The following is a 26,497-nucleotide window of genomic DNA, read 5'->3' as shown; positions in this document are numbered from 1 at the left end:
GTGATGACCGGAGACGGGGTATCAACTAATCTGGCGTTGATTTTTGGCACGCTGTTGAGTTCTCAAGGAACGGTCGCTTCCTTTGTACTCACCCTCTCGGGCTTTCCTCCGGGCTTCCCTTCGGTGTTTCCGACTCTATCAGATCTTTCCGATCCGATTTCCTCGGTGCTTTCCAGGTTCTCGCTTTCGCGTTTCCCTTTCCGGCGGTTCCGACTCTATCAGATCCTTTCGGCGTCTGATCCCCAGTCAGCGGGGGTTGTCTTCCCGGCCCTTGGGCCGTTCCGACGTCTCAAACCTTAGCGGATCCGGCCGGCGATTCCCAATCGGGCGACCGGCCCTCCATTCGAATTGAATTCGGGCGCGCCGAAATCAATCTCGTCAGAGGATCTTGCTGTGGTGTGAGTGCCGCTCGAGGCGGCGGAGTGTTGCCGGTGAACCGTTACGGCTCGCTGACAACCCGAAGAACTTTACGGATCGGCTGGGGGCGTGTCAACCCCCTCCTGTCAAGATCTTTTCTGCCCGGCCGCCCGGCGGGCATCAGTCCAGGTCGCTGAGCCGGCCGCCGGCGTCCGGCTGGGCGTGCTCGACCCTGCGCAGGAGCGTCGTCAGCACCTCGCCGAGGACCGCACGCTCCGAAGGAGTGAGGTCCTGGAGCAGGTCCTCCTCGAAGACGGTCGCCAGACGCATGGCCTCCAGCCACTTCTCCCGGCCCTCGGGCGTCAGCTCGACGATGACCCGGACCCGGTTGGACTCGTCCCTCTCCCGGGTGACCAGCCCCTCGGTGACCATGCGGTCGATCCGGTGGGTCATCGCGGCCGGGGTGAGACCGAGCCGCTTGGCGATGTCGCTGGGGCCCAGTCGGTACGGGGCGCCGGAGAGGACGAGTGCCTTGAGGACCTCCCACTCGGCGTTGCTGATGCCGAGGGCGGAGGTCTGGCGGCCGTAGGCGACGTTCATCCGGCGGTTGAGCCTGGACAGCGCCGACACGATCTTCTCGACCTGGGGGTCGAGGTCCTGGAACTCGCGCTGGTAGGCGGCGATCTGTTCTTCGAGTGTCGGCTCAGGGATGCCGGGGGTCTCGGCCATGGCCGCAGTATGACACGCAGCTCCTTTGCCTTGAAGTCCTTCACTGTGTACTCTTTAGCTTCGAACTTTAGCTTTGAAGTCTTCAGGCTTAACTAGTGAGAGAGGTGAACGTGACCAGGGCGATGGGCGCAGCGATGCGCCGGATCCACGTGGGCAACGCACTCAGCGCATTCGGGCTCGGCTTCACGGTCCCCTACCTGTACGTCTATGTGGCGCAGGTGCGGGGCCTGGGGTCGATGACGGCGGGACTCGTGCTCGCCGTCTTCGCCGTGGCCGCGCTGATCGTGCTGCCGTTCGCCGGCCGGGCGATCGTGCGGCGCGGCCCGCTCCCGGTCCTGCTCGCCGCCCTGGTCTCCGCCGCTCTGGGATCGCTGAGCCTCGGCCTCGCGGGCAACGCCACCGCCGTACTGCTGGCCGCCGCGGCGCTGGGTGCCGGTCAGGCCGTGATGCAGCCGGCGCTGGCGACGATGATCGTGGACTGCTCCACGGCGGACACCCGCTCGCGCGCGTTCGCCACGCAGTTCTTCCTGCAGAACCTGGGGCTCGGCGTCGGTGGACTCATCGGCGGTCACCTGGTCGACACCACGCGCGTGTCCTCGTTCACGCTGCTGTTCGCGATCGAGGCGGCGATGTTCCTCGTCCTGGTCGCGGTGATGGCGACCGTGCGGATGCCGCACTCCCCGCGGATGGAGGACGCGCCCGTGCCGTCGGCGAGGGGCGGGTGGAAGCAGCTGCTCGGGAACCGCGCGATGGTGCAGCTGTCCGTCCTGGGCTTCGTGCTGTTCTTCGCCTGCTACGGCCAGTTCGAGTCGGGGCTGAGTGCCTTCGGGGTGGAGGCGGCCGGGATCTCGACGTCCGCGCTGGGTACGGCGCTGGCGGCGAACACGCTGATGATCGTGGTCGCCCAGTTCGCCGTGCTGAAGTTCGTGGAGCGGCGCCGGCGGTCCCGGGTGATCGCCGCGGTCGGGCTGATCTGGGCCGTGGCGTGGGTCGCGGCCGGGTACGCGGGGCTGGGCCACGGCAGCCAGGAGATGGCCACGGCCGCGTTCGTGTCGACGTACGCGCTGTTCGGTCTGGGTGAGGCGATGCTGTCGCCGACGGTCGCCCCGCTGGTCGCCGATCTGGCGCCGGAGGGCATGGCCGGTCAGTACAACTCGGCGTTCGCCCTGGTCAAGCAGCTGGCGCTGGCGGTCGGGCCGGCGGTGGGCGGGCCCATGGGCGCCTCGCTGCACGCGCCGTACATCGTGACCTTCCTGCTGTTCTCGCTGGGGATCACCGCGCTGGCGCTCCGGCTGGGACGGCGGCTCACGGATGCGCAGGACCAGCCCTGGCTGCGCACCAGCCGCGTCGTAGCCCGGGGCGAGGCGCCGGCGGAGTCGCTGGCCGCCTAGGCGGTGCACAGGCCATACGCGGGCCGTACAGAGAGGGGCGCGGACCGAGATCGGTTCGCGCCCCTTCGGCGTCTAGCCCTTGGGCAGGACGAACTCGCACCAGACCGCCTTGCCCCCGCCCGGGGTCCGTCTGGATCCCCAGCCGGACGCGATCGTGGCCACGATGGCGATGCCCCTGCCGGACTCGTCGGCCGGTTCCGCCCGGCGGCGCCTCGGCAGGTGGTCGTCGCCGTCGGTGACCTCGATGATCAGACGGCGGTCGGTGCGGCGGAGGCGGAGCCGCATGGGCGGGGTGCCGTGCTGGAGGCTGTTGGCCACCAGCTCGCTGGTGGCGAGGACCCCGAGGTCGTGGAGCTCGACCGGGAAGCGCCAGCTCGTCAGCACGCCGGAGGCGAAGGCACGCGCGCGGGGGGCCGCCTCGACGCCGCCGAGGAGTTCCAGGGCCGCGTTGCGGAAGAGGTCGCTCTCGTGGCCCGTACGAGCCGGGTGCTGGAGGACAAGGACGGCCACGTCGTCGTCGTGGTCGGCGGTGACGCCCGCCGAGCGGACCAGCCGGTCGCAGACGACCTGCGGGGTGCCGGTCGCGCCGGCGAGAGCTCTTTCCAGGGCGGCGATGCCCTCGTCCAGGTCCTCGTCGCGGCGCTCGACGAGGCCGTCCGTGTAGAGGACGGCCGTGGCACCGGGGCCGAGGGCGATGGAGCCGGAGGCGTGCATCCAGCCGCCCGTGCCGAGCGGCGGGCCGGTGGGCTCGTCGGCGCGGGAGACCGAGCCGCTCTCGTCGCGGACGAGGATCGGCAGGTGGCCGGCGGAGGCGTACACCAGGCGGCCCTCGTTGGGGTCGTGGACGGCGTAGACGCAGGTGGCGATCTGGTTGGCGTCGATCTCGGTGGCGAGGCCGTCGAGGAGCTGGAGGATCTCGTGCGGTGGGAGGTCGAGGCGGGCGTAGGCGCGCACGGCCGTGCGGAGCTGGCCCATGACCGCCGCCGCGCGCACCCCGCGGCCCATGACGTCGCCGATGACCAGGGCGGTGCGGCCGCCGCCGAGGGTGATCACGTCGTACCAGTCGCCGCCGACCGCGGCTTCGGTGCCGCCCGGCTGGTACGTGGCGGCGATGCGCAGGTCGTCGGGCTGCTCCAGTTCCTGCGGGAGCAGGGAGCGCTGGAGGGTGACGGCGGTCTCCCGCTGGCGGCGCTCGCTGGCGCGCAGCCGTTCGGCCGCCTCGGCGTGGTCGGTGACGTCGGTGGCGAAGACCAGGACCCCGCCGTCGCGGTCGCCGCCCTCGGTGACGGGGGTGCAGGTGAACGTGTACGAGCGGCCGTCCACCGCCTTGCGGGACTTCAGGGTGCGGGGCTTCCCGCTGCGCAGCACCTGGTCGAGGAGCGGGAGCAGCCCCAGTTCGGCCAGTTCGGGCAGCGCCTCGCGGGCGGGCGCGCCGGTGGGCCGGGTGCCGAAGGCGGTCGCGTAGGCGTCGTTGACGTAGGCGAGGCGGTGGTCGGGGCCGTGGAGCAGGGCGACGAGGGCCGGGACGCGGTCGAGGACGTCGCGTGCGGGCAGTTCGTCGACGGCGGGCACCACGGGGGTGTCCTCGGTCGGCTGTTCGGCGCGGGCCGCGGGCACCGCGCCTTCGCCCCGCCGGTCCGCGGAGACCGCGGTCTCGGTCCGCGCCGCGGCGCGGCGCTGCGTTCCGGGGAGCCGGGCGCTCCAGCGCGTGAAGTTCACTGTGGGGAAGGCCTCGTGGGTGCTAGGGCGGGCGGGTGGCCCGTCCGACGTCGAAGGGCAGTCTGGCAGGGAGCGGGCCGCGGCGAAGGACATCCGTCAGACGCCGGGGCGGGCGGTGGAGTTCCTGGGTCCGGTCAGGACGACCCCTTCGGGTCGCCGGAGGGACTGTGAGGAGGCTTTCCACCGGCCGCGAGTTCGAACTCCGCTCGCGGATGTTCGAGGGATCCGAGCGAGACGATCTCCCGTTTGAAGAGCCCGGCGAGCGTCCATTCGGCCAAGACGCGGGCCTTGCGGTTGAAGGTGGGCACCCTGCTGAGGTGGTAGACGCGGTGCATGAACCAGGCAGGGTAGCCCTTGAGCCTGCGCCCGTAGACCTGGGCCACACCCTTGTGCAGGCCGAGGGACGCGACGGAGCCGACGTACGCGTGCGCGTACGTCTCCAAAGGTTCGCCGCGCAGGGCGTGGGCGATGTTGTCGCCGAGGACCTTGGCCTGCCGGACGGCGTGCTGGGCGTTGGGGGCGGTCTCGGTGCCGGGTTCGGCCGCGGTGACGTCGGGGACGGCGGCCGCGTCGCCCGCCGCCCAGGCGTGCTCCGTGCCGTCGACGGTCAGCTGGGCGGTGCACCTGAGGCGGCCGCGCGCGGTGAGGGGCAGGTCGGTGGCGGCGAGCAGCGGGTGCGGCCTGACGCCGGCGGTCCACACGACCGTGCGGGTCGGGAAGCGCTGGCCGTCGCTGAGCACGGCGACGCGGTCGGCGCAGGACTCCAGGCGGGTCTCCAGCAGCACCTGGATGTTGCGGCGGCGCAGCTGGGTGACGGTGTAGCGGCCCAGCTCGGCACCGACCTCGGGGAGGATGCGGTCGGTGGCCTCCACGAGGATCCACTTCATGTCCTCGGGGCGGACGTTGTGGTAGTAGCGCGCGGTGTAGCGGGCCATGTCCTCCAGCTCGCCGAGCGCCTCCACGCCCGCGTAGCCCCCGCCGACGAAGACGAACGTCAGAGCGGCGTCGCGGATCGAGGGGTCACGGGTGGAGGAGGCGATGTCCATCTGCTCGATGACGTGGTTGCGCAGCCCGATGGCCTCTTCGACGGTCTTGAAACCGATGCCGTACTCGGCGAGGCCGGGGACGGGCAGGGTGCGGGCGACCGATCCGGGGGCGAGCACGAGCTCGTCGTAGCCGAGGAGTTCGGCCGCCCTGCCCTCCTCGGCGGTGGCCAGCGTGGTGACGGCGGCGGTGCGCATCCGGTGGTCGATGGAGGTCACTTCGCCGACGACCACATGGCACTGGTCCAGAACGCGGCGCAGCGGTACGACGACATGACGAGGGGAAATCGAACCGGCGGCCGCTTCGGGGAGGAACGGCTGGTACGTCATGTAGGGATCGGGAGTGACGACGGTGATGTCGACCTCGCCCCGCCTGAGCTCGGACTTCAGCTTCCGCTGGAGCCGCAGGGCCGTGTACATCCCGACGTAGCCGCCGCCGACAACCAGAATGCGCGCACGTTCCTTCACCGTCCCATGACGCACCCGGCGCTGTTGTTTGTCCACAGCCCCGGCAGATTGTGTGACCGGCGGCCGGGCGGGCGCGGAGCCGGCCGCGCCGTCGGGGCAGGACGAAAGGGACCAGGTCAGCGGGGACGGACGACAGGGAGCGAAGGTGCGGAATCGGGACGTACATGACCCGTACTCCGATCGGGGGGCGCACTGTGCGGAACCTGCCCCTTCTGAATTGACTCCCTCTCAACTATGTTCGTGTGTCGACGGAGTGTAGGGAATGTGGTCGAACGGGTCCGCGACGGGCGGGTCCGGTCGGGACCGACGCCGGTTCCGCGCGCTCCGGCATTCAGGCGGGGAGTCTCCGGGGGGAGACGTCATTACCGGGGGAACACATGCATGTTCAGGACACGCATTGGTCATCTGCAACCGCTGTCGCGCCGCATGGCGGCGCGATGAGCGCGGCGGGCAACGGACGCGCGGACGGGTCGCGTACGGCGCCGCTGCGCGTGGACGCACAGCGCAATCTGGAACACGTGCTGCGTGCGGCGCGTGAGGTGTTCGGCGAGCTGGGCTACGGCGCGCCGATGGAGGACGTGGCGCGGCGCGCGCGGGTCGGTGTCGGCACGGTGTACCGGCGCTTCCCGAGCAAGGACGTGCTGGTCCGGCGGATAGCCGAGGAGGAGACGGCACGCCTGACCGAACAGGCACGGACCGCGCTCGGGCAGGAGGACGAGCCGTGGTCGGCGCTGTCCCGGTTCCTGCGGACGTCGGTGGCGTCGGGGGCGGGGCGGCTGCTGCCGCCGCAGGTGCTGCGCGTCGGCTCCACCGGTCCGGCCGACTCCGGTCTGCCGGAGGTGCCGGGTGGCCCGGCGGGCTCCGTCGACGCGGCGCGGGTGCCGCAGCAGCGGATCCAGCCCGGGGGCGGTGAACTGCGGCTGGTGACCGACGAGGCCGCGGTGGCCGCCGACGACACCGGGATCGGAGCGCTGCTCGAGGTCGTCGGGCAGTTGGTGGAGCGGGCGCGGGCGGCGGGTGAACTGCGGACCGACGTGTCCGTGTCCGACGTGCTGCTCGTGATCGCCACGGCGGCACCCTCCCTGCCGGACGCGGCGCAGCAGGCGGCGGCGTCCGCGCGACTGCTGGACATCCTGCTGGAGGGACTGCGGTCCCGGCCGGCGTGACAGCCGCGGGGCGCGCGCTCGGGGCGCGCGCCCTGTCCGCACGCCCCAAGTCGCACGCGCCGTTCGCAGCGGCGCCGGGAATCCCGTCCGCCGTCCTCGCCGTCCGCGGCCTTCGCGGTCGGCGCGGGTGGCGGAACGGGTTTCGCGGGGATCGGCAGCTCGTTCGAGTGGGTTTCTGCAGGAGCTGCTGACAAGTCCGCTCGGACGAGTGGATGGGGTGTGACGACGGCCCTCGGGTGGGGGGCCGTGTGTCACTCTGAGCCGGTGACGGGATGGGCTGGGCCGGTGTCGGGGGCTTTCCGCGATGAGCGTTGACGGGTGGGACGAGTCCCGCGGTGACGGTGACGCGGAGACGGCCGGGCTGACCTCGCCCCAGGTGCCGAGTCAGGGTGGCCGTGCCGCGAACTCCGGTGTGCCGGACGGCAGGAGCGTGCCGGCCGACGAGAGCGTTCCGGCCCAGCGTGGGGGGAGCGTCCTGCCGCCGCCCCGGGACGCACCGCCCGCCGACGGTGAGCTGATCGCGCGGATGCGCGGCGGTGACGACTCGGCGTACGAGGAGCTGTACCGCCGGCACGCGGACGCCGTGCGCCGGTACGCGCGGACCTGCTGCCGGGACGGGCACACCGCCGACGACCTCACGGCCGAGGTGTTCGCCCGGATGCTGCAGGCCGTGCGGGGCGGGTCGGGACCCGAACACGCCGTCCGCGCCTATCTGCTGACCTCCGTACGACGGGTCGCCGCGCACTGGACCAGGTCCGCACGGCGCGAGCAACTCGTCGACGACTTCGCCCTCTTCGCCCAGCAGGCCGCCCAGGCCCCCGAGGTGCCGGACGGCACGGCGTCCCTCGGTTCCCTCGGCGCCGACGTCCGCGCGATGCACGACGCCGAGCAGTCCCTGGCGATGCGGGCCTTCCGCTCGCTGCCCGAGCGCTGGCAGGCCGTGCTGTGGCACACGGAGGTCGAGGACGAGTCGCCGAGCGAGGTGGCCGTCCTGTTCGGGCTGGACGCCAACGGCACCAGGGTGCTGGCCAGCCGTGCCCGGGAGGGCCTGAGGCAGGCCTATCTCCAGGCCCACGTCAGCACCACCCTCACCGACGACGAGGAGTGCGCCCGCTACGCCGACCAGCTCGGCACGTACGCCCGCCGGAAGCTGCGCATCCGCGCCGAGCGGGGCCTGCGCAAGCACCTGGAGGAGTGTGCCCGGTGCCGGCTGGCGGCCGCGCAGATCGAGGAGGTCGCGAGCGGTATCCCCGGTGTCGTCCCGGTCGCGGTCATCGGCTGGTTCGGTGCCGCCGGGTACGCCAAGGCCCTGGGGATCGTGGCCGGCGGCGCGGGCGTCGGAGCCGCGGGTGCCGCGGCGGCGGCCGGGTCGTCCGGCGGAGCGGGCGGCGCGGGGGCCGGGGCGGTGGCTTCCGAGGGCCTCGGTGCGCCGGTGAAGGCGGGCATCGCGGCGGGTGTGGTCGCGGTGACCGCCGCGGCGGTGGCGCTGGCCCTGGTGAACGACGGCCGTCCGGCGAAGGAGGTGGCCGAGCCGTCGCCGCCCCCGCCCGTGATCGGGTCCGGGGCGCCGGCGCCCACGCCCACCCGGACGCCGAAGCCCCCGAGGAGGAATCCGGCACCGGTGCCGGCGGTGCTCGTCCCCGCGCCGACACCGACACCGACCCCGACGCCCACCCACGCGACGGCGCACAAACCGGCGCCGCGGCCTGCTCCCCCGCGCACGCCGACACCGGCACCGCCCGCGACACCCACGCCGAGCCCGACACCCACACCGCCCCCGACACCCGCTCCCCCGCCGGAGCCCGTCGTCTACGAGTTGAGCGATCTGCGCTACGACGTCCTCGGGGACGCCAGCCGGCCGGAGATCGTGCTGCGCGGCAGCAGCTGGGTGTGGCAGCGCCACGGCATGTGGATCGGCGGCGAGCGGTACGCGCGCGGAGCGACCGTCCACGGCCGGTCCTCCGTCACCGTCGCCCTCAACCGCCGGTGCACCGCCTACGACGCGCTGGCCGGTGTGGACGACATGACGCTCGGTCTCGGCAAGGTGTCCTTCTCGGTGTACGCCGACGGGGTCCGGCTGTGGCGGTCGGGCACGGTCGGGGGCCGCGACCGGGCCGTCCCGGTCCATGTGGACCTGACCGGGCGCAGGACCGTCCGGCTCGTCGTGGAGCCGCACCGCGACGTCTTCGACAAGGCCGCGCTGGCGGACTGGGCGGAGTCCCGGTTCACCTGCGGGTAGCCATCACCCCTGGCCCGGGGCGACCGCGGCCGCCTTCCCGTCCAGCTCGCGCAGCACGTCCGTGACGTCCATGGTCGCGCCGCGGGCGCACTCGGCGGCGAAACGCCCGGCGGTCAGGGCCGTGCGGGCACCGGCGTGCACCCGGGCGGCCTCCCCGCGCTCGGGCTCGGGACGCGGACGGCCGTCGCGCCAGTGGTCGGCGGCCGCGAACAGCCGGAGCGCGCCCGGCAGATCACCGAGCCGGGCCAGCAGACCGGCACCGATGTCCACCAGACCCGCGGTGATCGACTCGGCGCAGCGCAGGTCCACGGCCTCGCGCAGCGCGTCGGCGACGACCGGCAGTCCGTGTTCCGGGCCCGACTCGGCGGCCGTGACGAGCGCGTCGACGGTCCGCAGGGCGGCCACGAACTGCGGTGGCGGGGTGCCTCCGCGGGTCACCGCGAGGGTCGCCTCGTACAGTTCGCGGGCCCGGCCCGGCAGGCCGTCGTGCAACGCGATGTGGGCGCGCATCAGCAGCGCGAAGGCGCGGGACTCCGGCACCGCGTACCGGTCGGCCGCCGCACCGGCCTCCTCCAGGGTGGCCAGCGCGGTGTCCCGGTCGCCGGAGCGGTAGGCGATCTCGGCGAGCCGCGCCATCAGGAACGGCGACTCGGCGTACGCGCCCACCTCGTAGGCGAGCCGCAGCGCCTCCTCGTACTCGGTGCCGGCCTCGTCGAACCGGCCGCGCGCCATGGCCGCCTCGCCCGCCGCGCTGCACACCTGGGCCCGCATCCAGCGGTCGCCGACGCGCCGGCTGAGGACCCGCAGCTCGGCCAGGTCCTCGTCGACGCCGCGCAGGTTGCCCGGCGAGTCGACGGCCACGTGGGCGCGGTACATGAGAGCGACCCCGATCTCCCAGTCGCCGCCGTGCCTTCGGCAGTTGGCCACGGAGGCGGTCATGTCGGGACCCACGTCCGCCGGACCGCCCAGGTAGTAGGAGGTCAGCGGCCAGACGATGCCCGGAAGCCGGGCGGCCTGCGGACCGCCGTGCTCGTAGGCGGCCCGTACGCGCGCGATGTACTCCGCGGCCCGCTCGTCGGTCGCGAGGTTCTCCGCGCTCGACTCCGACGTCAGGAACAGGTCGAGCATGCGCAGGTCCATGCGCAGCTCCCGCAGGGGATGCCCGGACTCGCCCTCGGGGGCGGCGAGGAAGGCGCCGACCGGGTCGGCGGACTCCGCCCGTGCCGTCAGCTCGCTCCCGGACGCCGCCGCGGGCGCGCCGTCCAGGGCCACCCCGAGGCGGAGCACCCCCCGGACCCGGGCGACGGCCTCCTGGCGGTAGTTGCGCAGCCACCAGAACCAGCCCATGGACAGGGCGATCGCGCCGGCCTCCGCCTCGTCGCCGGCCCGCGCGGCACGGTCCAGGGCCGCCCGGATGTTGTCGAGTTCGGTCTCCAGGCGGGAGATCCACGGCAACTGCTCGGCGGACCGCAGCAGGGGCTCGGCCTCCCGCACCAGCGCCCGCACCCACGCGCGATGCCGGCGCTCGGCCGCGGTCCGCAGACCGGGGACCTCGGCCGCGCGCTCGGTGGCGTACTCGTGGATGGTCTCCAGCATGCGGTAGCGCATACCGGTCGCCGGGCCGTCGTCCGCCGGGCCGTGCGGGGCGGCCACGACCAGGGACTTGTCCACGAGCGCGCCGATCAGGTCCGGCGCCGGGCCGGTGCACACCGCCTCGGCGGCGGCGAGGTCCCAGCCGCCGGCGAACACCGACACCTCGCGCAGCACCGTGCGCTCCCGCTCGTCCAGCAGCTCCCAGGACCAGTCGACGACCGCGCGCAGGGTCTGCTGGCGGGGCAGGACCGTGCGGCTTCCGGTGGTGAGCAGGCGGAAGCGGTCGTCGAGCCGGTCGGCGATCTGCCGCGGGGTCAGCAGCCTGAGCCGGGCGGCGGCCAGCTCGATGGCGAGCGGCAGCCCGTCGAGACGGCGGCAGATCTCTCCCACGGCGTCGGTGTCGGCGAGCACCGCGCCGGCGTCGGGACGGACGGCCTGCGCGCGCTCGGTGAACAGGCGGTGGGCCTGCTCCGGGACGAGGGGTTCGACCGGGCGCACCGACTCGCCGGGGACCCCCAGGGGTTCGCGGCTGGTGGCGAGGATCGTGAGCCCCGGGCAGTGGGTGAGGAGGGTCTCGGCGAGGGCGGCGGCCGCGCCGATGACGTGCTCGCAGTTGTCGAGGATCAGGAGTCGGCTGCGCGGGGCGCAGTACTCGATCAGCTGGGCCGTGGGGTCGGCCGGTCCGGTCGCCAGGTCGTTGGCGAGCAGCACGGTCTCGCGCAGACCGAGGGCGCTGACCACCGCGCCGGGCACCGCCTCGGGGTGGTCGAGCGGGGCCAGCTCGACCAGCCATGCATGGGAGAGCCCCGCGGCGGCCTCCTCGGCGAGGCGGGTCTTTCCCGAGCCGCCCGGTCCGGTGAGCGTGACCAGGCGGGCCCTGTGCAAGTCGGAACGAATGGCCGTCAGTTCCGGTTCCCGGCCGACGAAGGAGGTCAGACGGGGGCGGAGGTTGCCGGTGCGCTCCGGGGGCTGGGCGGGCGCGGTCGCCGCGGCCGGCTTCGGCGGGCGGTGGTCCGGTCGCGGGTCCGGCCGGTCCAGCAGCGAGGCGTGCAGCGCTCTGAGTTCCGGGCCGGGATCGGTGCCGAGGGCGTCGGCGAGGGTGCGGCGGGCGGCCTCGTAGGCCGTGAGGGCGTCGGCCGGGCGGCCCGTGTCGCGCAGGGCCCGGATGAGGAGGGCGTGCAGCGGTTCGTCGTACGGGTGCGCCGTGGTCAGTTCCCGCAGTTCCGGTACGGCGTCCTGGGCTCGGCCGAGGTCGAGGGCCGCGGCGGCGCGGGCGCGGGTCGCCTCCAGGCGCAGGGCCTCCGGGCGGGTGGCGGCGGTGCGGTCGGGGAGGTCGGCGAGGGCGGGGCCGTGCCAGAGCGCGAGGGCACGGGTGAGGGTGCGGTGCGCGGTGGCGGGGTCGCCGTCGGCGAGGGCCTTGGTGCCGGTGTGGGCGAGCCGTTCGAAGACGTGCAGGTCCACGTCCTCCGCGGTCGCCTCCAGGCGGTAGCCGCCCGGGGCGGAGGCGATCGCCCGCCGGCCGAGGGTGCGTCGGAGGCGGCCGACCAGGGCCTGGAGGGCGGCGGGGGCGTCCTGGGGCGGGTCGTCCGCCCAGATCTCGTCGATGAGGGTTTCGGGGGTGGTGGTGCGGCCGGCGCGGAGGGCGAGGGCCGCGAGGAGCGTGCGGAGGCGTCGGCCGCCGACGGGCAGGGGGGTGCCCTGGTCGTCGGTCGCCTGGGTCGGGCCGAGGATTCTGTACCGCACCCGGTCATTGTGGCGGTGCGGTCCGGGGTGGGGCACGGGGGATTCGCCGGCGGGGCCCGTGCGGGGTGCGGTGACCGCGTTCCCGGGGGTGAGCGATCCGGACGGGCGGCCGCGGCGGATCCGCGGGCCCCACGGGGTGGAGGCCGGGCGGGCCGGACGGCTCACGCCCCCGACGCCAGCGCTCCTCTGCGCGGCTGGATCCCGGAGGGCACCGCGCGGGCGCGGGCCGGGGTGCCGGTCCAGCAGGTGCCGCGGCGGGACAGGAGGCGGCGCAGCCAGAGTTCGAGGGAGACCAGGTCGGCGAGGCCGTCCAGGGGCAGGGGTTCGCCCGCCGCCGCCGCGCGCAGCGCCTTGCGGACGACGCGGGCCTCCACCAGCCCGGCGTCGGCCAGCAGCGGGGTGGAGAAGAGGTCCAGCAGCGGGTCGGTCTCGACGCGCAGGCCCACGCGCGCGGCGGCGGACGAGGCGTGGGAGGGGGCGCCCCAGCCGGGCGGGAGGTCGGTGACCCCGGCGCCCTCCAGGACCGTGCGGAGGATGGCGGACCGGGCGCCCGGCTGGACGCGCAGGGCCTCCGGCAGGGCACGGCAGGCGCGGACGACCTGGTTGTCGAGGAAGGGCGCGTGCAGGCGCTGGGAGCGGATCTCGGCGGCCTGTTCGAGGACGCGTAGATCGGCGGCGTACCGGGCGAGGGCGGCACGCGCGCGGTGTTCGCCGGGGCGGCGGTCGGGTCCGGAGGCCGAGCGTTCCGCCGCGCTCTGCAGCAGAACCGATACTTCAGCCAGTGCCTCACCCGTCAGCCACCGGGCGGCCGGCCCGGGTCCGGCCCAGGTCAGCGCGGCGAGGGACGCGCCGACCGCCCCCTCGGACTCGTCGAAGCGGCGCCGCATCAACCGCTCCGCCAGCTCCTCCAGGCCGGCCCGGTAGGGGGTGCGGGCGAGGCGCCGGGCCGCGCCGTACACGCGCGCGGGGACCAGCACCGAGCCGTCGGCCCGGGCGAGGGCGGCGACCGGCCGGACCAGATGGCGCCGTCTTCGGTCCATGAGGAGGTCGGCGAGGCGGGCGGGGTGCGCGTCCAGGACCTGCCGGGCGCCGTGGCCGGTGAAGTGGTCGGCGCTGCCGGCGGCGAGCCGGGCGCGGTGCCGGAACGCCGAGACCAGCGAGGGCCCGGGCTCGTCGGTGAGGGGGCCGTCGAGTTCGGCGTACGGCAGGGTCTCCTCGCCGCCGGTGACCACGACGTGGTGCAGCCGGGGATTGGCGGCGAGCGTGCCGGCGCGTTCGACCTCGGCCTCACGGCCGGCCACGGCCAGGTCGTTGAAGGTGACGGCGACGAGCCGTTCGCCCGCGCCGGTGCCGTGGCCGAGGAGCGTGCCCGGTCTGCCGGGCAGTCCGGCGGCCAGCAGCGCGAGGGTGCCGGAGGCCGGTCCGCCGGACAGGTCGGCGCCGATGCCGGGCACCGGCATGCCGCGCGCGGCCCGCCGCTCGGCGGGCCCCATGCCGGGCACCGGGCCGGGATCGAGGTCGGGCACGTGCCGCGGCGCCGAGAGCCGGGTGCGGACCGCCTCCACTAGGGCGTCCCGTACGGCGTCGACCGCGCGGTCGGGGTCGGCCGGGGGTGCGGCCACGGCGAGGGAGGCGACCGGCTCGTACCCGGTGACCTCGCGCACTCCGGCGCGCAGCACCAGCGCGTGCCCCGGCGGGATACGCCGCACGCCGTCGTACGGGGTGGTGTCGCGCAGCGCGGCCGGTACGTCCGGGGCGGCGAGCAGGGCGGCCAGGTGGCCGAAGTCGAGGTTGGCCTCGATGAGGTCGGCGAGGGGCAGTGCGGCGGTGGCGTAGGCCGTGCCGCCTGCCCAGGGGGTGTGGAACACCGGCCGGGCGCCCGCGAGATCGCCGCAGACGGTGATGCGGCGGCCCACCTGGACGACGGCCGTGTAGCTGCCGGACCAGGTCGTCAGATGGCGCAGTGCGCCCCCGCGCGCGGTGACCAGGGCGCGGCGCAGTTCTTCGTCGGTGGCGCCGCAGATGCCGAGGACGGCGATCCGGTTCTGTCCGTCGGCGTGCACCAGGCGCACCTCGTCCGGACGCCAGTCGCCGACGGCCCACAGCGGGTCGGGGTCGCCCCACAGCAGTTGGGAGCCGACCGGGTGCAGGGTCTCGCCGTCGTGGCCGAGGGCGCCGGCGGTACCGAGCCCGGAGGTGCCCGCGGCGGTGCTGCTCCACCCCACCAACCACCGCATCGACGCCTCCACAGGCTGTGGACCACCAGTGCACCGTACGAACCGGGTCCCCATGCTGCCATGAAGAACGCGCTGTGGAGGGGCGGTGGCGCCGCCTTCGATCGAGGGAAAATCCGCGGGGCACGACGCGGGGCACCGGGCGGGAGACATGGTCACCGGGCGGGGAGTTGGCGGGTGCGGGTCCGGCCGGGTCGCGTGACGCCCTGATCATCGCGACTTGAATGCGCCCCCGGTACGCTCCCCCAAAACGCCCTTCGCGCCCTCAAGTTGCATGGTGGGAGCAGGAATCAACCACGACGCGCAGGGTCGATTTTCGGCCAAATCCCGGGATCGCCAACGGATATGAGCACGCTCCGTACAGGCCTGCGGAGCGCGCGGCGGAGCGTTCACGCGCACAGTCCGGGAGGCGGGCATCGCCTCCCGGACCGGTCCGCCACCCGCGGGGATGTAGGTGGCGGTGTCCCCCAGCCCACTGGATCCAGTACAGCGGGCCGACCCACGCAGGACCCATGGAACCGCTCCCCGGATGGCCGGAGAAGAGCGCACGGGCGGGCGCACGGCCACACGCACGGGGGCACGCGGCGACAGGCCGTGCACGGTGCGTACATGCCCGCACCTCCGTACCGACCACAATCCCGCCATCCGGAACAAAGCCCCTTAACGCTTGGGATCCGGCGAACTACGCTGGGTTTACGAATGCCGCGTGGTTATGCCAGCGCGGCAGCCGTCTGTGTCGAGGGGTGGCGCATGTCCAGGGAGCAACGCGGGCCGAACGAAAAGCTCGGCGCCGTTCTCGCCCTCGCGGGAATCAGCAACGCAGGACTCGCGCGACGCGTCAACGACCTTGGCGCTCAACGCGGGTTGACTCTTCGCTACGACAAGACCTCCGTGGCGCGCTGGGTGTCGAAGGGCATGGTGCCGCAGGGTGCCGCGCCCCACCTCATCGCGGCCGCCATCGGACAGAAGCTGGGCCGCCCGGTGCCGCTCCACGAGATCGGCCTGGCGGACGCGGACCCCGCACCCGAGGTGGGCCTGGCCTTCCCCCGGGACGTGGCACAGGCGGTGAGGTCGGCGACGGAGCTGTACCGGCTCGACTTCGCCGGGCGCCGCGCCGGCGCGGGCGGCATCTGGCAGTCGCTCGCCGGATCGTTCGCGGTGAGTGCGTACGCGACGCCCGCCTCACGATGGCTGATAACCCCCGCCGACAGCTCGGTCGCGCGGGACACGGACTCCACCGAGGGCTCCGGCGCACCGATCAAAGTCGGCCACAGCGACGTGCAGAAGCTGCGGGAGGCCGCCGAGGACGCCAGGCGGTGGGACTCCAAGTACGGGGGCGGGGACTGGCGTTCGTCGATGGTGCCGGAGTGCCTGCGGGTGGAGGCGGCCCCGCTGCTGCTCGGCTCCTACTCCGACGAGGTCGGCCGCGCCCTGTTCGGCGCCTCCGCGGAACTCACCCGGCTCGCCGGGTGGATGGCCTTCGACACCGGGCAGCAGGAGGCCGCGCAGCGGTACTACATCCAGGCACTGCGGCTCGCGCGCGCGGCGGCCGACGTCCCACTGGGGGGCTATGTGCTGGCCTCCATGTCGCTCCAGGCGACGTACCGGGGCTTCGGCGACGAGGGCGTCGACCTGGCGCAGGCCGCGCTGGAGCGGAACCGGGGACTGGCGACCGCGCGCACGATGAGCTTCTTCCGGCTGGTGGAGGCCCGGGCGCACGCGCGCGCGGGGGACGCGCAGGCCGCGGGCACCGCGCTCAAGGCCGCCGAGGGCTGGCTGGAGCGGTCGCGGGAGGGCGACAACGACCCCTCCTGGCTCGGCTTCTACGGCTACGACCGGTTCGCCGCGGATGCCGCCGAGTGCTACCGGGACCTGAAGGCACCCCGGCAGGTGCGCCGCTTCACCGAGCAGGCGCTGTCGAAGCCGACGGAGGAGTTCGTGCGGTCGCACGGGCTGCGCCTGGTGGTCTCGGCCGTCGCCGAGCTGGAGTCCGGGAACCTGGACGCCGCCTGCGAGCAGGGGGTGCGGGCCGTGGAGGTGGCCGGGCGGATCTCCTCGGCGCGGACCACGGAGTACGTGAAGGACCTCCTGCACCGGCTGGAGCCGTACGGGGACGAGCCGCGAGTGGTGGAGCTGCGGGAGCGGGCCCGGCCGCTTCTGATGGCACCGGCATAGCCGACACCGGGGCGTTTGAACGCGTTGTCAGTGGCGCAGTGCACTATCGAGGTGGGAGGTGGTGCAGGTGCGGCAGGGCGCGTACGACTGCGACGTGCTGGTGATCGGCGGGGGCATCGTCGGGCTGTCCACGGCGTATGCGATCACCCGGGCGGCGCCGGGTACACGCGTGACCGTGCTGGAGAAGGAACCGGGACCGGCCCGCCACCAGACGGGGCGCAACAGCGGGGTCATCCACAGCGGGATCTACTACCGCCCGGGCTCGCTCAAAGCGCGGTACGCGGTGCGGGGCGCCGCCGAGATGGTGAAGTTCTGCGCCGAGTACGGCATCGCGCACGCCGTCACCGGCAAGCTGATCGTCGCCACCGAGCGCGAGGAGCTGCCCCGGCTGCACGCGCTCGTGCAGCGCGGCCGGGAGAACGGCATCCCGGTGCGGGAGCTGGGTCCCACCCAGATCGCGGAGTACGAGCCGGAGGTGCGCGGCCTCGCGGCGATACACGTCGGCACGACCGGCGTGTGCGACTTCGTCGGGGTCGCGCGGCAGCTGGCCCACGCGTCCGGCGCGGAGATCCGGTACGGCGCGCGGGTCGTACGGGTGGACCGGCGGCCGGAGCGGGGCGTGGCCGTGCTCACCGCGAGCGGGGAGATCGTCCGCGCACGCGTGCTGGTGAACTGCGCGGGGCTGTACTGCGACGAGGTGGCGCGGCTGACCGGGGACGAGCCCGGGGTGCGGATCGTGCCGTTCCGCGGGGAGTACTACGAGCTGGCGCGGCCGGAGCTGGTGCGCGGGCTGGTGTATCCGGTGCCGGACCCGGCGTTCCCGTTCCTCGGGGTCCACCTGACCCGGGGCATCGACGGAGGCGTGCACATCGGTCCGAACGCGGTCCCGGCCCTGGCCCGGGAGGGGTACGACTGGGGAGTCGTCCGGCCCCGGGAGCTGGCCGGCACCGTGGCCTGGCCGGGGTCCTGGTCGATCGCCCGGCAGCACTGGCGGTACGGCGCGGGGGAGCTGCACCGCTCGCTGTCGAAGGAGGCGTTCCTGAAGGCGGTGCGCAGACTGCTGCCCGCCGCCGAGGCCGGTGACCTGGTGCGGGCGCCCGCCGGGGTGCGCGCGCAGGCGGTGCTGCGGGACGGGACGCTGGTGGACGACTTCCTGATCCGCGAGGGGACGCGGGCCGTGCACGTGCTCAACGCACCGTCCCCCGCGGCGACCGCCTCGCTCCCGATCGGCCGGGAGGTGGGACGGCGGGTGCTGGATCTGCTCGGTTCGCTGTGAGCGGGCGTGCCCGCGGGGCCCCGTAAAATCTGTCTCACTGTGTCTGACTTCCTCAACGCTCCCGAAGCCCCCTCGCCGGCCGCGCACACGCCCGGTGTGTCCGTGCGGCACACCCGGGCCAAGGGGGAACCGCGGTTCCCCGACGGGCCCAAGGCCGATCCGGCCGGGTCGCACTTCGAGCGGCGGATCCGCAGCTTCCAGCCGCGGCGCAGCCGGGTGACGGCCGGGCAGGCCGACGCGCTGCAGCGGCTGTGGCCCAAGTGGGGACTGGACATCGACGGGCAGGGGGTCGTCGACCCGGCCGAGCTGTTCGGGAACGCCAACCCCGTCGTGCTGGAGATCGGTTTCGGGATGGGCGAGGCCACCGCGCAGATGGCCGCCGCCGACCCGGACACCAACATCCTCGCCGTCGACGTGCACACCCCGGGGCAGGGCAACCTGCTCAACCTCGCCGACCACAACGGGCTGACCAACGTCCGGGTGGGCAACGGCGACGCCATCATCCTGCTGCGGGAGATGCTCCGGCCCGACTCGCTGGACGGGCTGCGCGTCTACTTCCCGGACCCCTGGCCCAAGAAGCGGCACCACAAGCGGCGGCTCATCCAGCCCGAGTTCCTGGCGCTCGCGGCGACCCGGCTCAGGCCCGGCGCGATCGTGCACTGCGCGACCGACTGGGAGCCGTACGCGGAACAGATGCTCGAGGTGCTCAGTGCGCACCCCGACTTCGAGAACACGCAGGCGGAGGGCGGTTACTCGCCACGTCCCGAGTTCCGGCCGCTGACCCGTTTCGAGGGACAGGGACTGGACAAGGGACATGTCGTGAACGATCTGCTCTTCCGGCGCGTACCGCACCAGGATCGATAGTCGCCGTCGACGACAGCTCGGGGCGGGGCCGACGGCCGGGGCGGCCGGTGCGGCCTCCGGTCCGGTAATCCGCTCCAGTCCGTCGTTCCGTGACCGTTAGGGTCGATGCCGTGGCCACCAGTCCTCCGTACCCCACTCCCCCCGCGGGCCCCGTTAACGGGGAGCTCCGCCACCCGCACTGGTGGCAGCGCGGATGGGTGCGGTACGGGGCGCTGATCACGCTGCTGGCGCTGTCCGGGCTGGTGATCCTCGCGCTCGTGCGGCGGCAGACCGGCACGGAGGGGTTCCTGGTGGGCCTCGGGCTGGCCGTGCTGCCGGTGCCCTGGCTGACGGCCGCCTTCCGGTGGCTGGACCGGGTGGAGCCGGGTCCCTGGCGGAACCTGGTCTTCGCCTTCGCCTGGGGGGCGTGCGCGGCGGCGCTGATAGCCATCGTCGCCAACAGCTTCGCGACCAAGTGGATAGCGACGTCCACCGCGGATCCGGCCGGCGCCGACACGCTCGGGGCCACGGTGATAGCGCCGATCGTGGAGGAGTCCGCCAAGGCCGCCGCCGTGCTGCTGGTCTTCCTCTTCCGCAGACGGGACTTCACCGGGCTGGTGGACGGCGTGGTGATAGCCGGGATCACCGCCACCGGGTTCGCGTTCACCGAGAACATCCTCTACCTGGGCACGGCCTTCGGGACGGACCAGCTGACCGGCGGCCGCGGTGTCGCGTCCGTCACCGCCGCCACCTTCTTCGTGCGCATCGTGATGTCCCCGTTCGCGCACCCCCTGTTCACCGTGTTCACCGGCATCGGCTTCGGCATCGCCGCGCTGTCCGGGGAGCGGCAGCACCTCAGGCGGGTGCTGCTGCCGGTGTGCGGGCTGCTGCTCGCGATGAGCATGCACGCGTTCTGGAACGGGTCCTCCACCTTCGGCCCGCTCGGGTTCTTCGCCGTCTACGGCGGCTTCATGGTGCCCGCCTTCGCCCTGCTGACCTGGCTCGTGATCTGGACGCGGCAGCGGGAGCTGCGGACCGTGCGGGAGGAGCTCCCGGCGTACGTGCTGGCCGGGTGGCTGGGACCGGCCGAGCCGTACGCGCTGGGGTCGATGCGGGCGCGGCGGATGGCCCGCGACTACGCCCGGCACCACTTCGGGGGTCGGCCCGCGGCACGGACGGTGGCCCGGTACGAGGCGTACGCGACCTCGCTCGCGTTCCTGCGGCACCGCGGACGGCAGGGGCGGGCCCGGGCCGACTTCGTCGTACGCGAGCGGGAGTTGCTGACCGAGCTGTGGCGGCGCCGGGAGATGGCACGGCCGGCCCTGGAATACGCGGCGCGGACGCTGGCGCCGGCGGCCCGCCCGCCGTACGGCGCCCCGGCACCCCACTGGTACGCCGGCCACCCGGCGGGCCCCTACTCGGCGTACAACCCGTACCGCACCTGAGCCCCCCCCCGGCCGGCAGCCCGGTCCAGCGGGGCCGGCCGGTCGGGGCGGTGTCAGGCCGACGCGTCCGTCAGTTTCTTCAGGTCGTCGTCCGTCAGGGTCAGGTCGGCGACGCCCAGGAGGGCCGGGAGCTGGTCGACCGTGCGGGCCGAGGCGATGGGGGCCGTGATCGTCGGCTGGGCGGCGAGCCAGGCCAGGGCGACCGTGGCGACCGGGGCCCCGTGGGCGGCGGCGATCTCGTCCAGGGCCGCCAGGACCCGCCCGCCGCGCTCGGACCGGGCGTACTTCGCGCCCGTGCCGGCGCGCGGGCTGTCGACGGTCGTACCCGGGCGGTACTTGCCGGTGAGGAAGCCCGCGGCGAGGGAGTAGTAGGGCACCGCGGCCAGGCCCTCGCGGGCGGCCAGGTCCTGCAGCGGGCCCTCGTAGGTGTCGCGGGAGACCAGGTTGTAGTGCGGCTGGAGGGCGACGTAGCGGGCCAGGCCCTCGCGGTCGGAGAAGTCCAGGGAGGCCCGCAGCCGCTCGGGGCTGATGTTGGACGCGGCGATGTGCCGGACCTTGCCCGCCCTCACCAGCTCGTCCAGCGCGCCGATGATCTCCTCGACCGGCACCTCGGGCTTGTCGAAGTGCGTGTAGTAGAGGTCGATGCGGTCGGTGCCGAGGCGGCGCAGGGAGGCGTCGGCGGCGGCCTTGATGGTCGCCGCGGACAGGCCCTGGTACTCGGGGTGCTGGCTGACCTTGGTGGCGATGACGACGTCGTCGCGGTTGCCGCGGGCCTTGACCCACTTGCCGATGATCGTCTCGGACTCGCCGCCGGCGTTGCCCTCCACCCAGGCGCTGTAGCTGTCGGCGGTGTCGACGAAGTTGCCGCCCGCGGCGGCGTAGGCGTCGAGCACGGCGAAGGAGGTCTGCTCGTCGGCGGTCCAGCCGAAGACGTTGCCGCCGAGGGAGAGGGGGAAGACCTCGAGGTCGGAGGAACCGAGTGTGCGCAGAGAAGTCATGCTCCAAGTCAACGCCGACGGCGAATGATCTCTTCCGCCGTCGGCGCCGAGTTCCCGCGAACGGGTGTCAGGGGGTGAGGCCCTTGCCCCGCAGCCAGGCCATGGGGTCGATCCCCGTGGCGTCGCCGCCCGGGTGGACCTCCAGGTGGAGGTGCGGGCCGGTGACGTTGCCGGTCGCGCCGACCCGGCCGATGAGCTCGCCGGTGGAGACCTTCTGGCCGACGGAGACGCTGATCGAGGACTGGTGGCAGAACCACAGCTCGGTGCCGTCGTCCAGGGTGAGGACCGTGCGGTAGCCGTAGGAGCCGGCCCAGCCCGCCTGCGTGATCGTGCCGCTGTGGATGGCCTTGATGAGGGTGCCCGTGGGGGCCGCGAAGTCGAGGCCGGTGTGGTAGCCGGAGGACCACATCGAGCCGGCCTGGCCGAACGTCGAGGTGATCGTGTACGAGGACGTCGGCAGCGTGTACTGCTTGGCCAGCTCGGCCAGCCGCTTCTCCTCCGCCGCCTTCTTGGCCTCGGCCTCCGCCCTGGCGGCCGCGGCCTCGGCCTTCTCCTTCGCGGCGGCGGCCTTCGCGGCGGCTTCCTTCTCCGCCTTCGCCGCCGCGTCGGCGGTCAGCTTCTCGGCGGTGGCGAGCCTGGCGGCGGTGGCCTTGCTCTCGGCCTGGCCCTTCTGCTGCTCGGCCTGGGCCATGATCCGGCTGCGCAGGGCCTCGCCCGCATCGGTGTCCTGCTCGCTGCCGGCGGAGGTCACCCCGACGTCGCTGAGTCCGGTGGCCTCGGAGGTCTTGGCGGAACCGTCGTCGAAGAGGGAACCGACGCTCGGCAGGTCCGGCAGGGAGATGGAGACCGGCGGCTTGCCGGTGTTGGCGCTGGCCATCCCGCCCGCGCCGACCGCCGCGATCACGCCGACGCCGAGGACGGTGGAGCTGCGGGCGAACCCGCCGCGCTGCTTGGCCACGCGGTGCCGCCCGCGGACCGGGGTGAGGGACTCCTCGGTGGGGTTCCACTCCTCCCAGGGGCCCTCCTCGGCACGGTAGGAGGCGTAACCGAAGGTCTCGCTCTCACGCTGAGCCGGTATGAACGGGGCTTCTGGGGCAGGCCGGTTGGACGCCACGCGGGCGCGCTCCTTTCCTTCCTCCGCCTACCGGGTTAGCTGACGGGTTCGGAGCAGGAAGGTCTCCTACGCGCGTATACCTGGCGTGGACTCGAGGAGTTCACATCAGTAGCCGCGTGATTCACCCCAGGGTGGTGGTTCCCCGGTTCCCTTACGGGATTCGGCGCGTGCGCACGGAGCCGTCGCGGGTGACGGCTGGGACGACCGCGCTGCGTTATCGAACGTTAATAGACCCGCGGGGCACTTTCCAAGCCGTACGGCTTGATCATTAACGTTTTCCGCCGCGGACTTAACCGCTGCCATCCCTGCAAACCGGGCGAGTTGGCCGCGATTCAGGAGTCACAGAAGTTTTGATGGTGACTCAGATGTCATGCGCTCGGCGCTCGACCGGTCACTGTCGGTGAAGTGCCGCGAGGTCCGCCCGTCACCGGGGCCCGAGGTGGTCGGCCGGGGCCGGGAAACACTCAGGGCCGGGATCCATGAACTGGATCCCGGCCCTGAGCCTTCAGTAGCGGGGACAGGATTTGAACCTGCGACCTCTGGGTTATGAGCCCAGCGAGCTACCGAGCTGCTCCACCCCGCGTCGTTGTGTCTTCAGCATACGTCATGCACGGGACCAGGAGCCAATCGGTTTCCCGGGGCCCCTTTCCGGCGCGCCGCGGGGCAGGGCCGGTCAGGCCGTCAGGTGGGAGTTCGGGGCCTTGGCGAGGGCCTCGAACTCGGGGAGCACGACGACCTCGGCTCCGCCGTCGCGCAGGACGCCCGTGCCGTCGGCCGCGGCCACGAAGGTGTCCGGCTCCCGCCAGGCGGTGACCACCCGGCGCGCCCCGGACCGCAGGATCAGTTCGGCACAGGGGGCGGGCCGGGAGGCGCGGCGGGCGCAGGGTTCCAGGCTGCTGTAGACGGTGGCGCCGGGCAGTCCCGGGTCGGCCGGGTCGACCTTGGCCAGGGCGGCCTCCTCCGCGTGGACCACGGGGTCGCCGCCCTCCCGGGAGTGGCCGCGGGCGAGCTCGGTGCCGTCGGCGCCGACCACGACCGCGCCGACGCTGAACGCGGTCTCCGAGGGCGGGCACTGGGCGGCGAGCTCACAGGCGGTGCGCAGCCAGCGGCGGTCGGCGGCGGTGGGGACCGGGCCGGTGCCGGGGGCGGTGGGCTCGTACCGCATGAGGACGACGTCCTCGATCCGGCGGGTCTCGACCAGGCGCAGCCGCCCGCCCTGGTACTCCCCGGGGCCGAACAGCCGCGGGGCCGCCGGGTCGCCGACCAGGAGCGGGGCGAGGACCAGCTGGAGTTCGTCGGCGAGACCCTGCGTCAGCAGCTGGGTGTGCACCCGGCCGCCGCCCTCGACCATGAGGCGTTCGACCCCGCGCACGTCGTGCAGGTGCTCCAGCAGGGCCCGCCAGTCGAGGTCGGCGCCGAGCGCGACGACGTCCGCGGTGTCCCCGAGGAGGCGGGAGGCCACCTCCGCGCCCTTGTCGGTCGTGCAGACCAGCTTCTCGCCGCCGGTGTGCCAGAAGTGGGCGTCGGGGTCGAGTTCGCCGGTGGCGGTGACGGTCACCTTCAGGGGGTACGCGGGCCGGCCGGACGCCACCCGGGCGGCGCGCCGATCGGCGGAGTTGACCAGCAGCCGCGGGTTGTCGGCGCGGATGGTGCCGGCGCCGATCAGGATGGCGTCGACGGAGGCCCGTACCGCGTCGACCCGGTCGAAGTCGGCCGGGCTGGAGAGCAGCAGCCGCTCGGGGCCGGTGTCGTCCAGGTAGCCGTCGAGGGAGACGGCGGCGGACAGCAGCACGTACGGCAGGGGCATCGGCGCACTCCCTCACGGTGACCCGGCGCACCTCACCGGATCTTGGTTCAACTTTGAAACAAACTTACACTGGCAGCATGACGACCCGCTGGCTCACCCCCGAGGAGCAGCGCGCCTGGCGCGCCTACATGGCCGCCTCCCGCCTCCTGGAGGACGCGATCGACCGTCAGCTCCAGCAGGAGGGCGGCATGCCCCACCTGTTCTACTCGGTGCTGGCCAACCTCTCCGAGGCGCCCGAGCGGCGGCTGCGCATGACCGACCTCGCCGAGACGCTGAAGATCACCCGCAGCAGGCTGACGTACGTGGTGACCCGGCTGGAGCGGGACGGACTGGTGCGCCGGGAGGACTGCCGCTGGGACAAGCGCAGCAGTCTCGCGGTGCTGACCGACGCGGGGACGGCCGTGCTGGAGCGTACGGCACCCGGGCACGTCGACACGGTGCGCGCCACCCTCTTCGACCGGCTCACGCCGGAGCAGGTGGGGCAGCTGGAGGAGATCTGCACGGGGATCGCGCGCGGGCTCCAGGGGGCGGACGACGAGCGGCCGACCACCGAGGACGTGCCGTGGCGGCGACGGTCCTCGTCCTGCTCGGGGCCCCAGCCGGAACCGCCGGCGGGACGCTCCCGCGAACATCGTTGATTTAACTTTGAAACATGCGATAGGGTCCCGGCCGAGCGTCTGCTTCAAATCTGAAGCAGACGGGACGAATCGGAGGCTCGCATGCCCGACACCCCCGCCGCCACCCCGCGCGCCCGCGTCCGGGTGCCGCTGCGCTTCCCCGACGGCTACAGCACCGACGCGGAGCTCGTCACCTTCCACGGGCTCGCCGACGGCCAGGAGCACGTCGCCGTCGTCCTCGGCGACCCCGGCCCGGTCCCGCTGGTGCGCCTGCACTCCGAGTGCCTGACCGGCGACGTCTTCGGTTCGTCCCGCTGCGACTGCGGCCCCCAGCTGCGCGAGGCCGTCGAGCGCATCGCGGAGCGCGGCGGTGTACTGCTCTACCTCCGTCAGGAGGGGCGCGGCATCGGCCTGTACAACAAGCTCGACGCCTACGCCCTCCAGGACCAGGGCCTCGACACCTACGAGGCGAACGCCGCCCTCGGCCTCCCGGAGGACGCCCGCGACTACACGGCCGCCGCGCAGATGCTCGCCGCTCTCGGCATCGGGGAACTGGACCTGTTGTCCAACAACCCCGACAAGGCCGGGCAGTTGCGCGCCCTCGGCGCCGTCGTCCGGGACCGGGTGCCGACCGGTGTCTTCACCACCGCCCACAACGTCCGTTACCTCCGCGCCAAGGTCCTGCAGACCCAGCACACGCTGCCCCTGGCCGAGCTGCAGGAGCGGAACGAGCTGAGCCCGGCGGGATGAGCCGAGCCGGACGGGCGCCAGGAGCCATGGACAACTTCAGGTGCAGTACTCTGCCCGCAGTGGTGTAGGCGTGTACCGCACAGGGAGTCGTGAGCCATGGTGAGACGGAACGACCAGCGGCGCGCCGCGCTCGTCGACGCCGCGATCGAGGTGCTGGCCCGGGACGGCGCCCGGGGGCTGACCTTCCGGGCGGTGGACGCCGCGGCCGCCGTGCCCGTCGGTACGGCGTCCAACTACTTCTCCAGCCGCGACGACCTGCTCACCCAGGCCGGGGCCCGCGTCTACGAGCGGCTCCAGCCCGACGAGGCCACCGTCGCCCGCCAGCGCGACGCCGGCCGTGACCGGGAGACGTACACGCGGCTGATGCGCGAACTCGTCGGCCGTGTCGCCTCCTTCCGCACCGGCTACCTCGCGCTGCTGGAGCTCCGGCTGGAGGCCACCCGCCGCCCGGAACTGCGCGCGGTCCTCACCGAGCGCGTCCGCGCGGACCTCGACGCCAACGTCGCCTACCACGAGGCCTCCGGCCTGCCCGGCGACGCGATGGCCGTCAAACTGCTCTACCTCGCCCTGAACTGGCTGATCGTCGAGCAGCTCACCCTGCCCGACGTCCTCACCGAGGCGGAGCGGGAGGAACTGGTGGCGGCGGCGGTCGAGCGGATCGTCCGGAGTACGGCGCCCTGACCCGGCCGCGCCCGCGCCCGGTACCGGGAGGCACCCTTCGGGAAAAGACGCGGCGCCCGGGCCGGCCGAAGCCGAACCGGGCGCCGCGTCGCAGGCCAGAGGGCATGAA

The 26,497-nt window shown here is 73.5% G+C and carries 19 protein-coding genes, 1 tRNA gene and 1 riboswitch; of the genes, 11 read left to right on the top strand and 9 right to left on the bottom strand.

Going from position 1 to position 26,497, the window contains the following annotated elements; translation table 11 throughout:
* Positions 1-300 (top strand): hypothetical protein (locus ACF08B_RS08745; protein WP_392316674.1); only part of this gene is annotated, 300 nt, incomplete at its 5' end.
* A 237-nt stretch (positions 301-537) separates the two neighbouring features.
* Here the strand turns inward: ACF08B_RS08745 and ACF08B_RS08740 are convergent.
* The gene (locus tag ACF08B_RS08740; RefSeq protein WP_093476539.1) at positions 538-1,086 is read right to left on the bottom strand and encodes a MarR family winged helix-turn-helix transcriptional regulator; all 549 of its coding nucleotides are present in this window, start codon (positions 1,084-1,086) and stop codon (positions 538-540) included.
* Positions 1,087-1,220: 134 nt separating this feature from the next.
* Here ACF08B_RS08740 and ACF08B_RS08735 point away from each other — a divergent pair, with 134 nt between their 5' ends.
* Complete coding sequence (locus ACF08B_RS08735; protein ID WP_392316706.1) at positions 1,221-2,477, top strand: MFS transporter; 1,257 nt, start codon at positions 1,221-1,223, stop codon at positions 2,475-2,477.
* 72 nt (positions 2,478-2,549) lie between these two features.
* Here the strand turns inward: ACF08B_RS08735 and ACF08B_RS08730 are convergent, their stop codons facing one another.
* Together ACF08B_RS08730 and ACF08B_RS08725 are read right to left on the bottom strand one after the other, a co-directional pair.
* On the bottom strand, positions 2,550-4,196 hold the full coding sequence (locus ACF08B_RS08730; RefSeq protein WP_392316673.1) for a SpoIIE family protein phosphatase: 1,647 nt from the start codon (positions 4,194-4,196) through the stop codon (positions 2,550-2,552).
* A gap of 134 nt (positions 4,197-4,330) precedes the next feature.
* Positions 4,331-5,707 carry an NAD(P)/FAD-dependent oxidoreductase gene (locus ACF08B_RS08725; protein WP_392316672.1) on the bottom strand — a complete coding sequence of 459 codons (1,377 nt, stop codon included), beginning with the start codon at positions 5,705-5,707 and terminating at the stop codon, positions 4,331-4,333.
* Between the two features lie 377 nt (positions 5,708-6,084).
* On the opposite strand from ACF08B_RS08725, the gene ACF08B_RS08720 reads away from it, so the two are divergent.
* Positions 6,085-6,873, top strand: coding sequence for a TetR/AcrR family transcriptional regulator (locus ACF08B_RS08720; RefSeq protein WP_392316671.1), 789 nt, complete (start codon positions 6,085-6,087; stop codon positions 6,871-6,873).
* Positions 6,874-7,177: 304 nt separating this feature from the next.
* On the top strand, positions 7,178-9,112 hold the full coding sequence (locus ACF08B_RS08715; RefSeq protein ID WP_392316670.1) for a sigma-70 family RNA polymerase sigma factor: 1,935 nt from the start codon (positions 7,178-7,180) through the stop codon (positions 9,110-9,112).
* A gap of 3 nt (positions 9,113-9,115) precedes the next feature.
* Here the strand turns inward: ACF08B_RS08715 and ACF08B_RS08710 are convergent, their stop codons facing one another.
* Positions 9,116-12,448, bottom strand: a complete 3,333-nt coding sequence (locus ACF08B_RS08710; RefSeq protein ID WP_392316669.1) for an ATP-binding protein — start codon at positions 12,446-12,448, stop codon at positions 9,116-9,118.
* 161 nt (positions 12,449-12,609) lie between these two features.
* Entirely contained in the window at positions 12,610-14,685 is a 2,076-nt protein-coding gene (locus ACF08B_RS08705; protein WP_392316668.1) for an asparagine synthase-related protein, read from the bottom strand.
* Between the two features lie 747 nt (positions 14,686-15,432).
* On the opposite strand from ACF08B_RS08705, the gene ACF08B_RS08700 reads away from it, so the two are divergent.
* The 4 genes from ACF08B_RS08700 to ACF08B_RS08685 all read left to right on the top strand — a co-directional run bounded on the left by ACF08B_RS08700 (position 15,433) and on the right by ACF08B_RS08685 (position 20,421).
* Complete coding sequence (locus ACF08B_RS08700; RefSeq protein WP_093476525.1) at positions 15,433-16,857, top strand: MFS transporter; 1,425 nt, start codon at positions 15,433-15,435, stop codon at positions 16,855-16,857.
* 58 nt (positions 16,858-16,915) lie between these two features.
* Positions 16,916-18,133 carry an L-2-hydroxyglutarate oxidase gene (lhgO, locus tag ACF08B_RS08695; protein ID WP_392316667.1) on the top strand — a complete coding sequence of 406 codons (1,218 nt, stop codon included), beginning with the start codon at positions 16,916-16,918 and terminating at the stop codon, positions 18,131-18,133.
* Positions 18,134-18,172: 39 nt separating this feature from the next.
* Positions 18,173-18,997, top strand: coding sequence for a tRNA (guanosine(46)-N7)-methyltransferase TrmB (gene trmB / locus ACF08B_RS08690; protein ID WP_392316666.1), 825 nt, complete (start codon positions 18,173-18,175; stop codon positions 18,995-18,997).
* Positions 18,998-19,107: 110 nt separating this feature from the next.
* Positions 19,108-20,421, top strand: coding sequence for a PrsW family intramembrane metalloprotease (locus ACF08B_RS08685; protein WP_392316665.1), 1,314 nt, complete (start codon positions 19,108-19,110; stop codon positions 20,419-20,421).
* A 53-nt stretch (positions 20,422-20,474) separates the two neighbouring features.
* On the opposite strand, the gene ACF08B_RS08680 is transcribed toward ACF08B_RS08685, so the two are convergent.
* From ACF08B_RS08680 to ACF08B_RS08665, 4 genes are all read right to left on the bottom strand, one after another.
* Positions 20,475-21,419, bottom strand: a complete 945-nt coding sequence (locus ACF08B_RS08680) for an aldo/keto reductase (RefSeq protein ID WP_392316664.1) — start codon at positions 21,417-21,419, stop codon at positions 20,475-20,477.
* Between the two features lie 67 nt (positions 21,420-21,486).
* The gene (locus ACF08B_RS08675; RefSeq protein ID WP_392316663.1) at positions 21,487-22,533 is read right to left on the bottom strand and encodes a M23 family metallopeptidase; all 1,047 of its coding nucleotides are present in this window, start codon (positions 22,531-22,533) and stop codon (positions 21,487-21,489) included.
* 7 nt (positions 22,534-22,540) lie between these two features.
* Positions 22,541-22,709, bottom strand: a riboswitch (cyclic di-AMP (ydaO/yuaA leader).
* Positions 22,710-23,042: 333 nt separating this feature from the next.
* Positions 23,043-23,116, bottom strand: a tRNA-Met gene (locus tag ACF08B_RS08670).
* 90 nt (positions 23,117-23,206) lie between these two features.
* The gene (locus ACF08B_RS08665; protein WP_392316662.1) at positions 23,207-24,340 is read right to left on the bottom strand and encodes a dihydrofolate reductase family protein; all 1,134 of its coding nucleotides are present in this window, start codon (positions 24,338-24,340) and stop codon (positions 23,207-23,209) included.
* Positions 24,341-24,417: 77 nt separating this feature from the next.
* On the opposite strand from ACF08B_RS08665, the gene ACF08B_RS08660 reads away from it, so the two are divergent.
* The 3 genes from ACF08B_RS08660 to ACF08B_RS08650 all read left to right on the top strand — a co-directional run bounded on the left by ACF08B_RS08660 (position 24,418) and on the right by ACF08B_RS08650 (position 26,388).
* Positions 24,418-24,978 carry a MarR family winged helix-turn-helix transcriptional regulator gene (locus ACF08B_RS08660; protein ID WP_392316661.1) on the top strand — a complete coding sequence of 187 codons (561 nt, stop codon included), beginning with the start codon at positions 24,418-24,420 and terminating at the stop codon, positions 24,976-24,978.
* An 81-nt stretch (positions 24,979-25,059) separates the two neighbouring features.
* Positions 25,060-25,707: a GTP cyclohydrolase II gene (gene ribA / locus ACF08B_RS08655; RefSeq protein ID WP_392316660.1), complete on the top strand. Its 648-nt coding sequence runs from the start codon at positions 25,060-25,062 to the stop codon at positions 25,705-25,707.
* Positions 25,708-25,803: 96 nt separating this feature from the next.
* The gene (locus tag ACF08B_RS08650) at positions 25,804-26,388 is read left to right on the top strand and encodes a TetR/AcrR family transcriptional regulator (RefSeq protein ID WP_392316659.1); all 585 of its coding nucleotides are present in this window, start codon (positions 25,804-25,806) and stop codon (positions 26,386-26,388) included.
* The last annotated feature ends 109 nt before the right edge of the window (positions 26,389-26,497 follow it).

It is taken from the genome of Streptomyces sp. NPDC015139 (assembly GCF_043079785.1).
Classification (GTDB): domain Bacteria; phylum Actinomycetota; class Actinomycetes; order Streptomycetales; family Streptomycetaceae; genus Streptomyces; species Streptomyces albidocamelliae.
Note: the sequence above shows the minus strand (reverse complement) of the source record. Positions and strands in the feature narration are given on the sequence as shown.

Excerpts from the sequence above, each read along its gene's own strand:
- ACF08B_RS08660 (WP_392316661.1), top strand. The coding sequence starts at position 24,418 with ATGACGACCCGCTGGCTCACCCCCGAGGAGCAGCGCGCCTGGCGCGCC.
- ACF08B_RS08705 (WP_392316668.1), bottom strand. The coding sequence starts at position 14,685 with ATGCGGTGGTTGGTGGGGTGGAGCAGCACCGCCGCGGGCACCTCCGGG.
- ACF08B_RS08650 (WP_392316659.1), top strand. The coding sequence starts at position 25,804 with ATGGTGAGACGGAACGACCAGCGGCGCGCCGCGCTCGTCGACGCCGCG.
- ribA (WP_392316660.1), top strand. The coding sequence starts at position 25,060 with ATGCCCGACACCCCCGCCGCCACCCCGCGCGCCCGCGTCCGGGTGCCG.
- ACF08B_RS08665 (WP_392316662.1), bottom strand. The coding sequence starts at position 24,340 with ATGCCCCTGCCGTACGTGCTGCTGTCCGCCGCCGTCTCCCTCGACGGC.
- ACF08B_RS08700 (WP_093476525.1), top strand. The coding sequence starts at position 15,433 with ATGTCCAGGGAGCAACGCGGGCCGAACGAAAAGCTCGGCGCCGTTCTC.
- ACF08B_RS08680 (WP_392316664.1), bottom strand. The coding sequence starts at position 21,419 with ATGACTTCTCTGCGCACACTCGGTTCCTCCGACCTCGAGGTCTTCCCC.
- ACF08B_RS08735 (WP_392316706.1), top strand. The coding sequence starts at position 1,221 with ATGCGCCGGATCCACGTGGGCAACGCACTCAGCGCATTCGGGCTCGGC.
- ACF08B_RS08720 (WP_392316671.1), top strand. The coding sequence starts at position 6,085 with ATGCATGTTCAGGACACGCATTGGTCATCTGCAACCGCTGTCGCGCCG.
- ACF08B_RS08740 (WP_093476539.1), bottom strand. The coding sequence starts at position 1,086 with ATGGCCGAGACCCCCGGCATCCCTGAGCCGACACTCGAAGAACAGATC.
- ACF08B_RS08715 (WP_392316670.1), top strand. The coding sequence starts at position 7,178 with ATGAGCGTTGACGGGTGGGACGAGTCCCGCGGTGACGGTGACGCGGAG.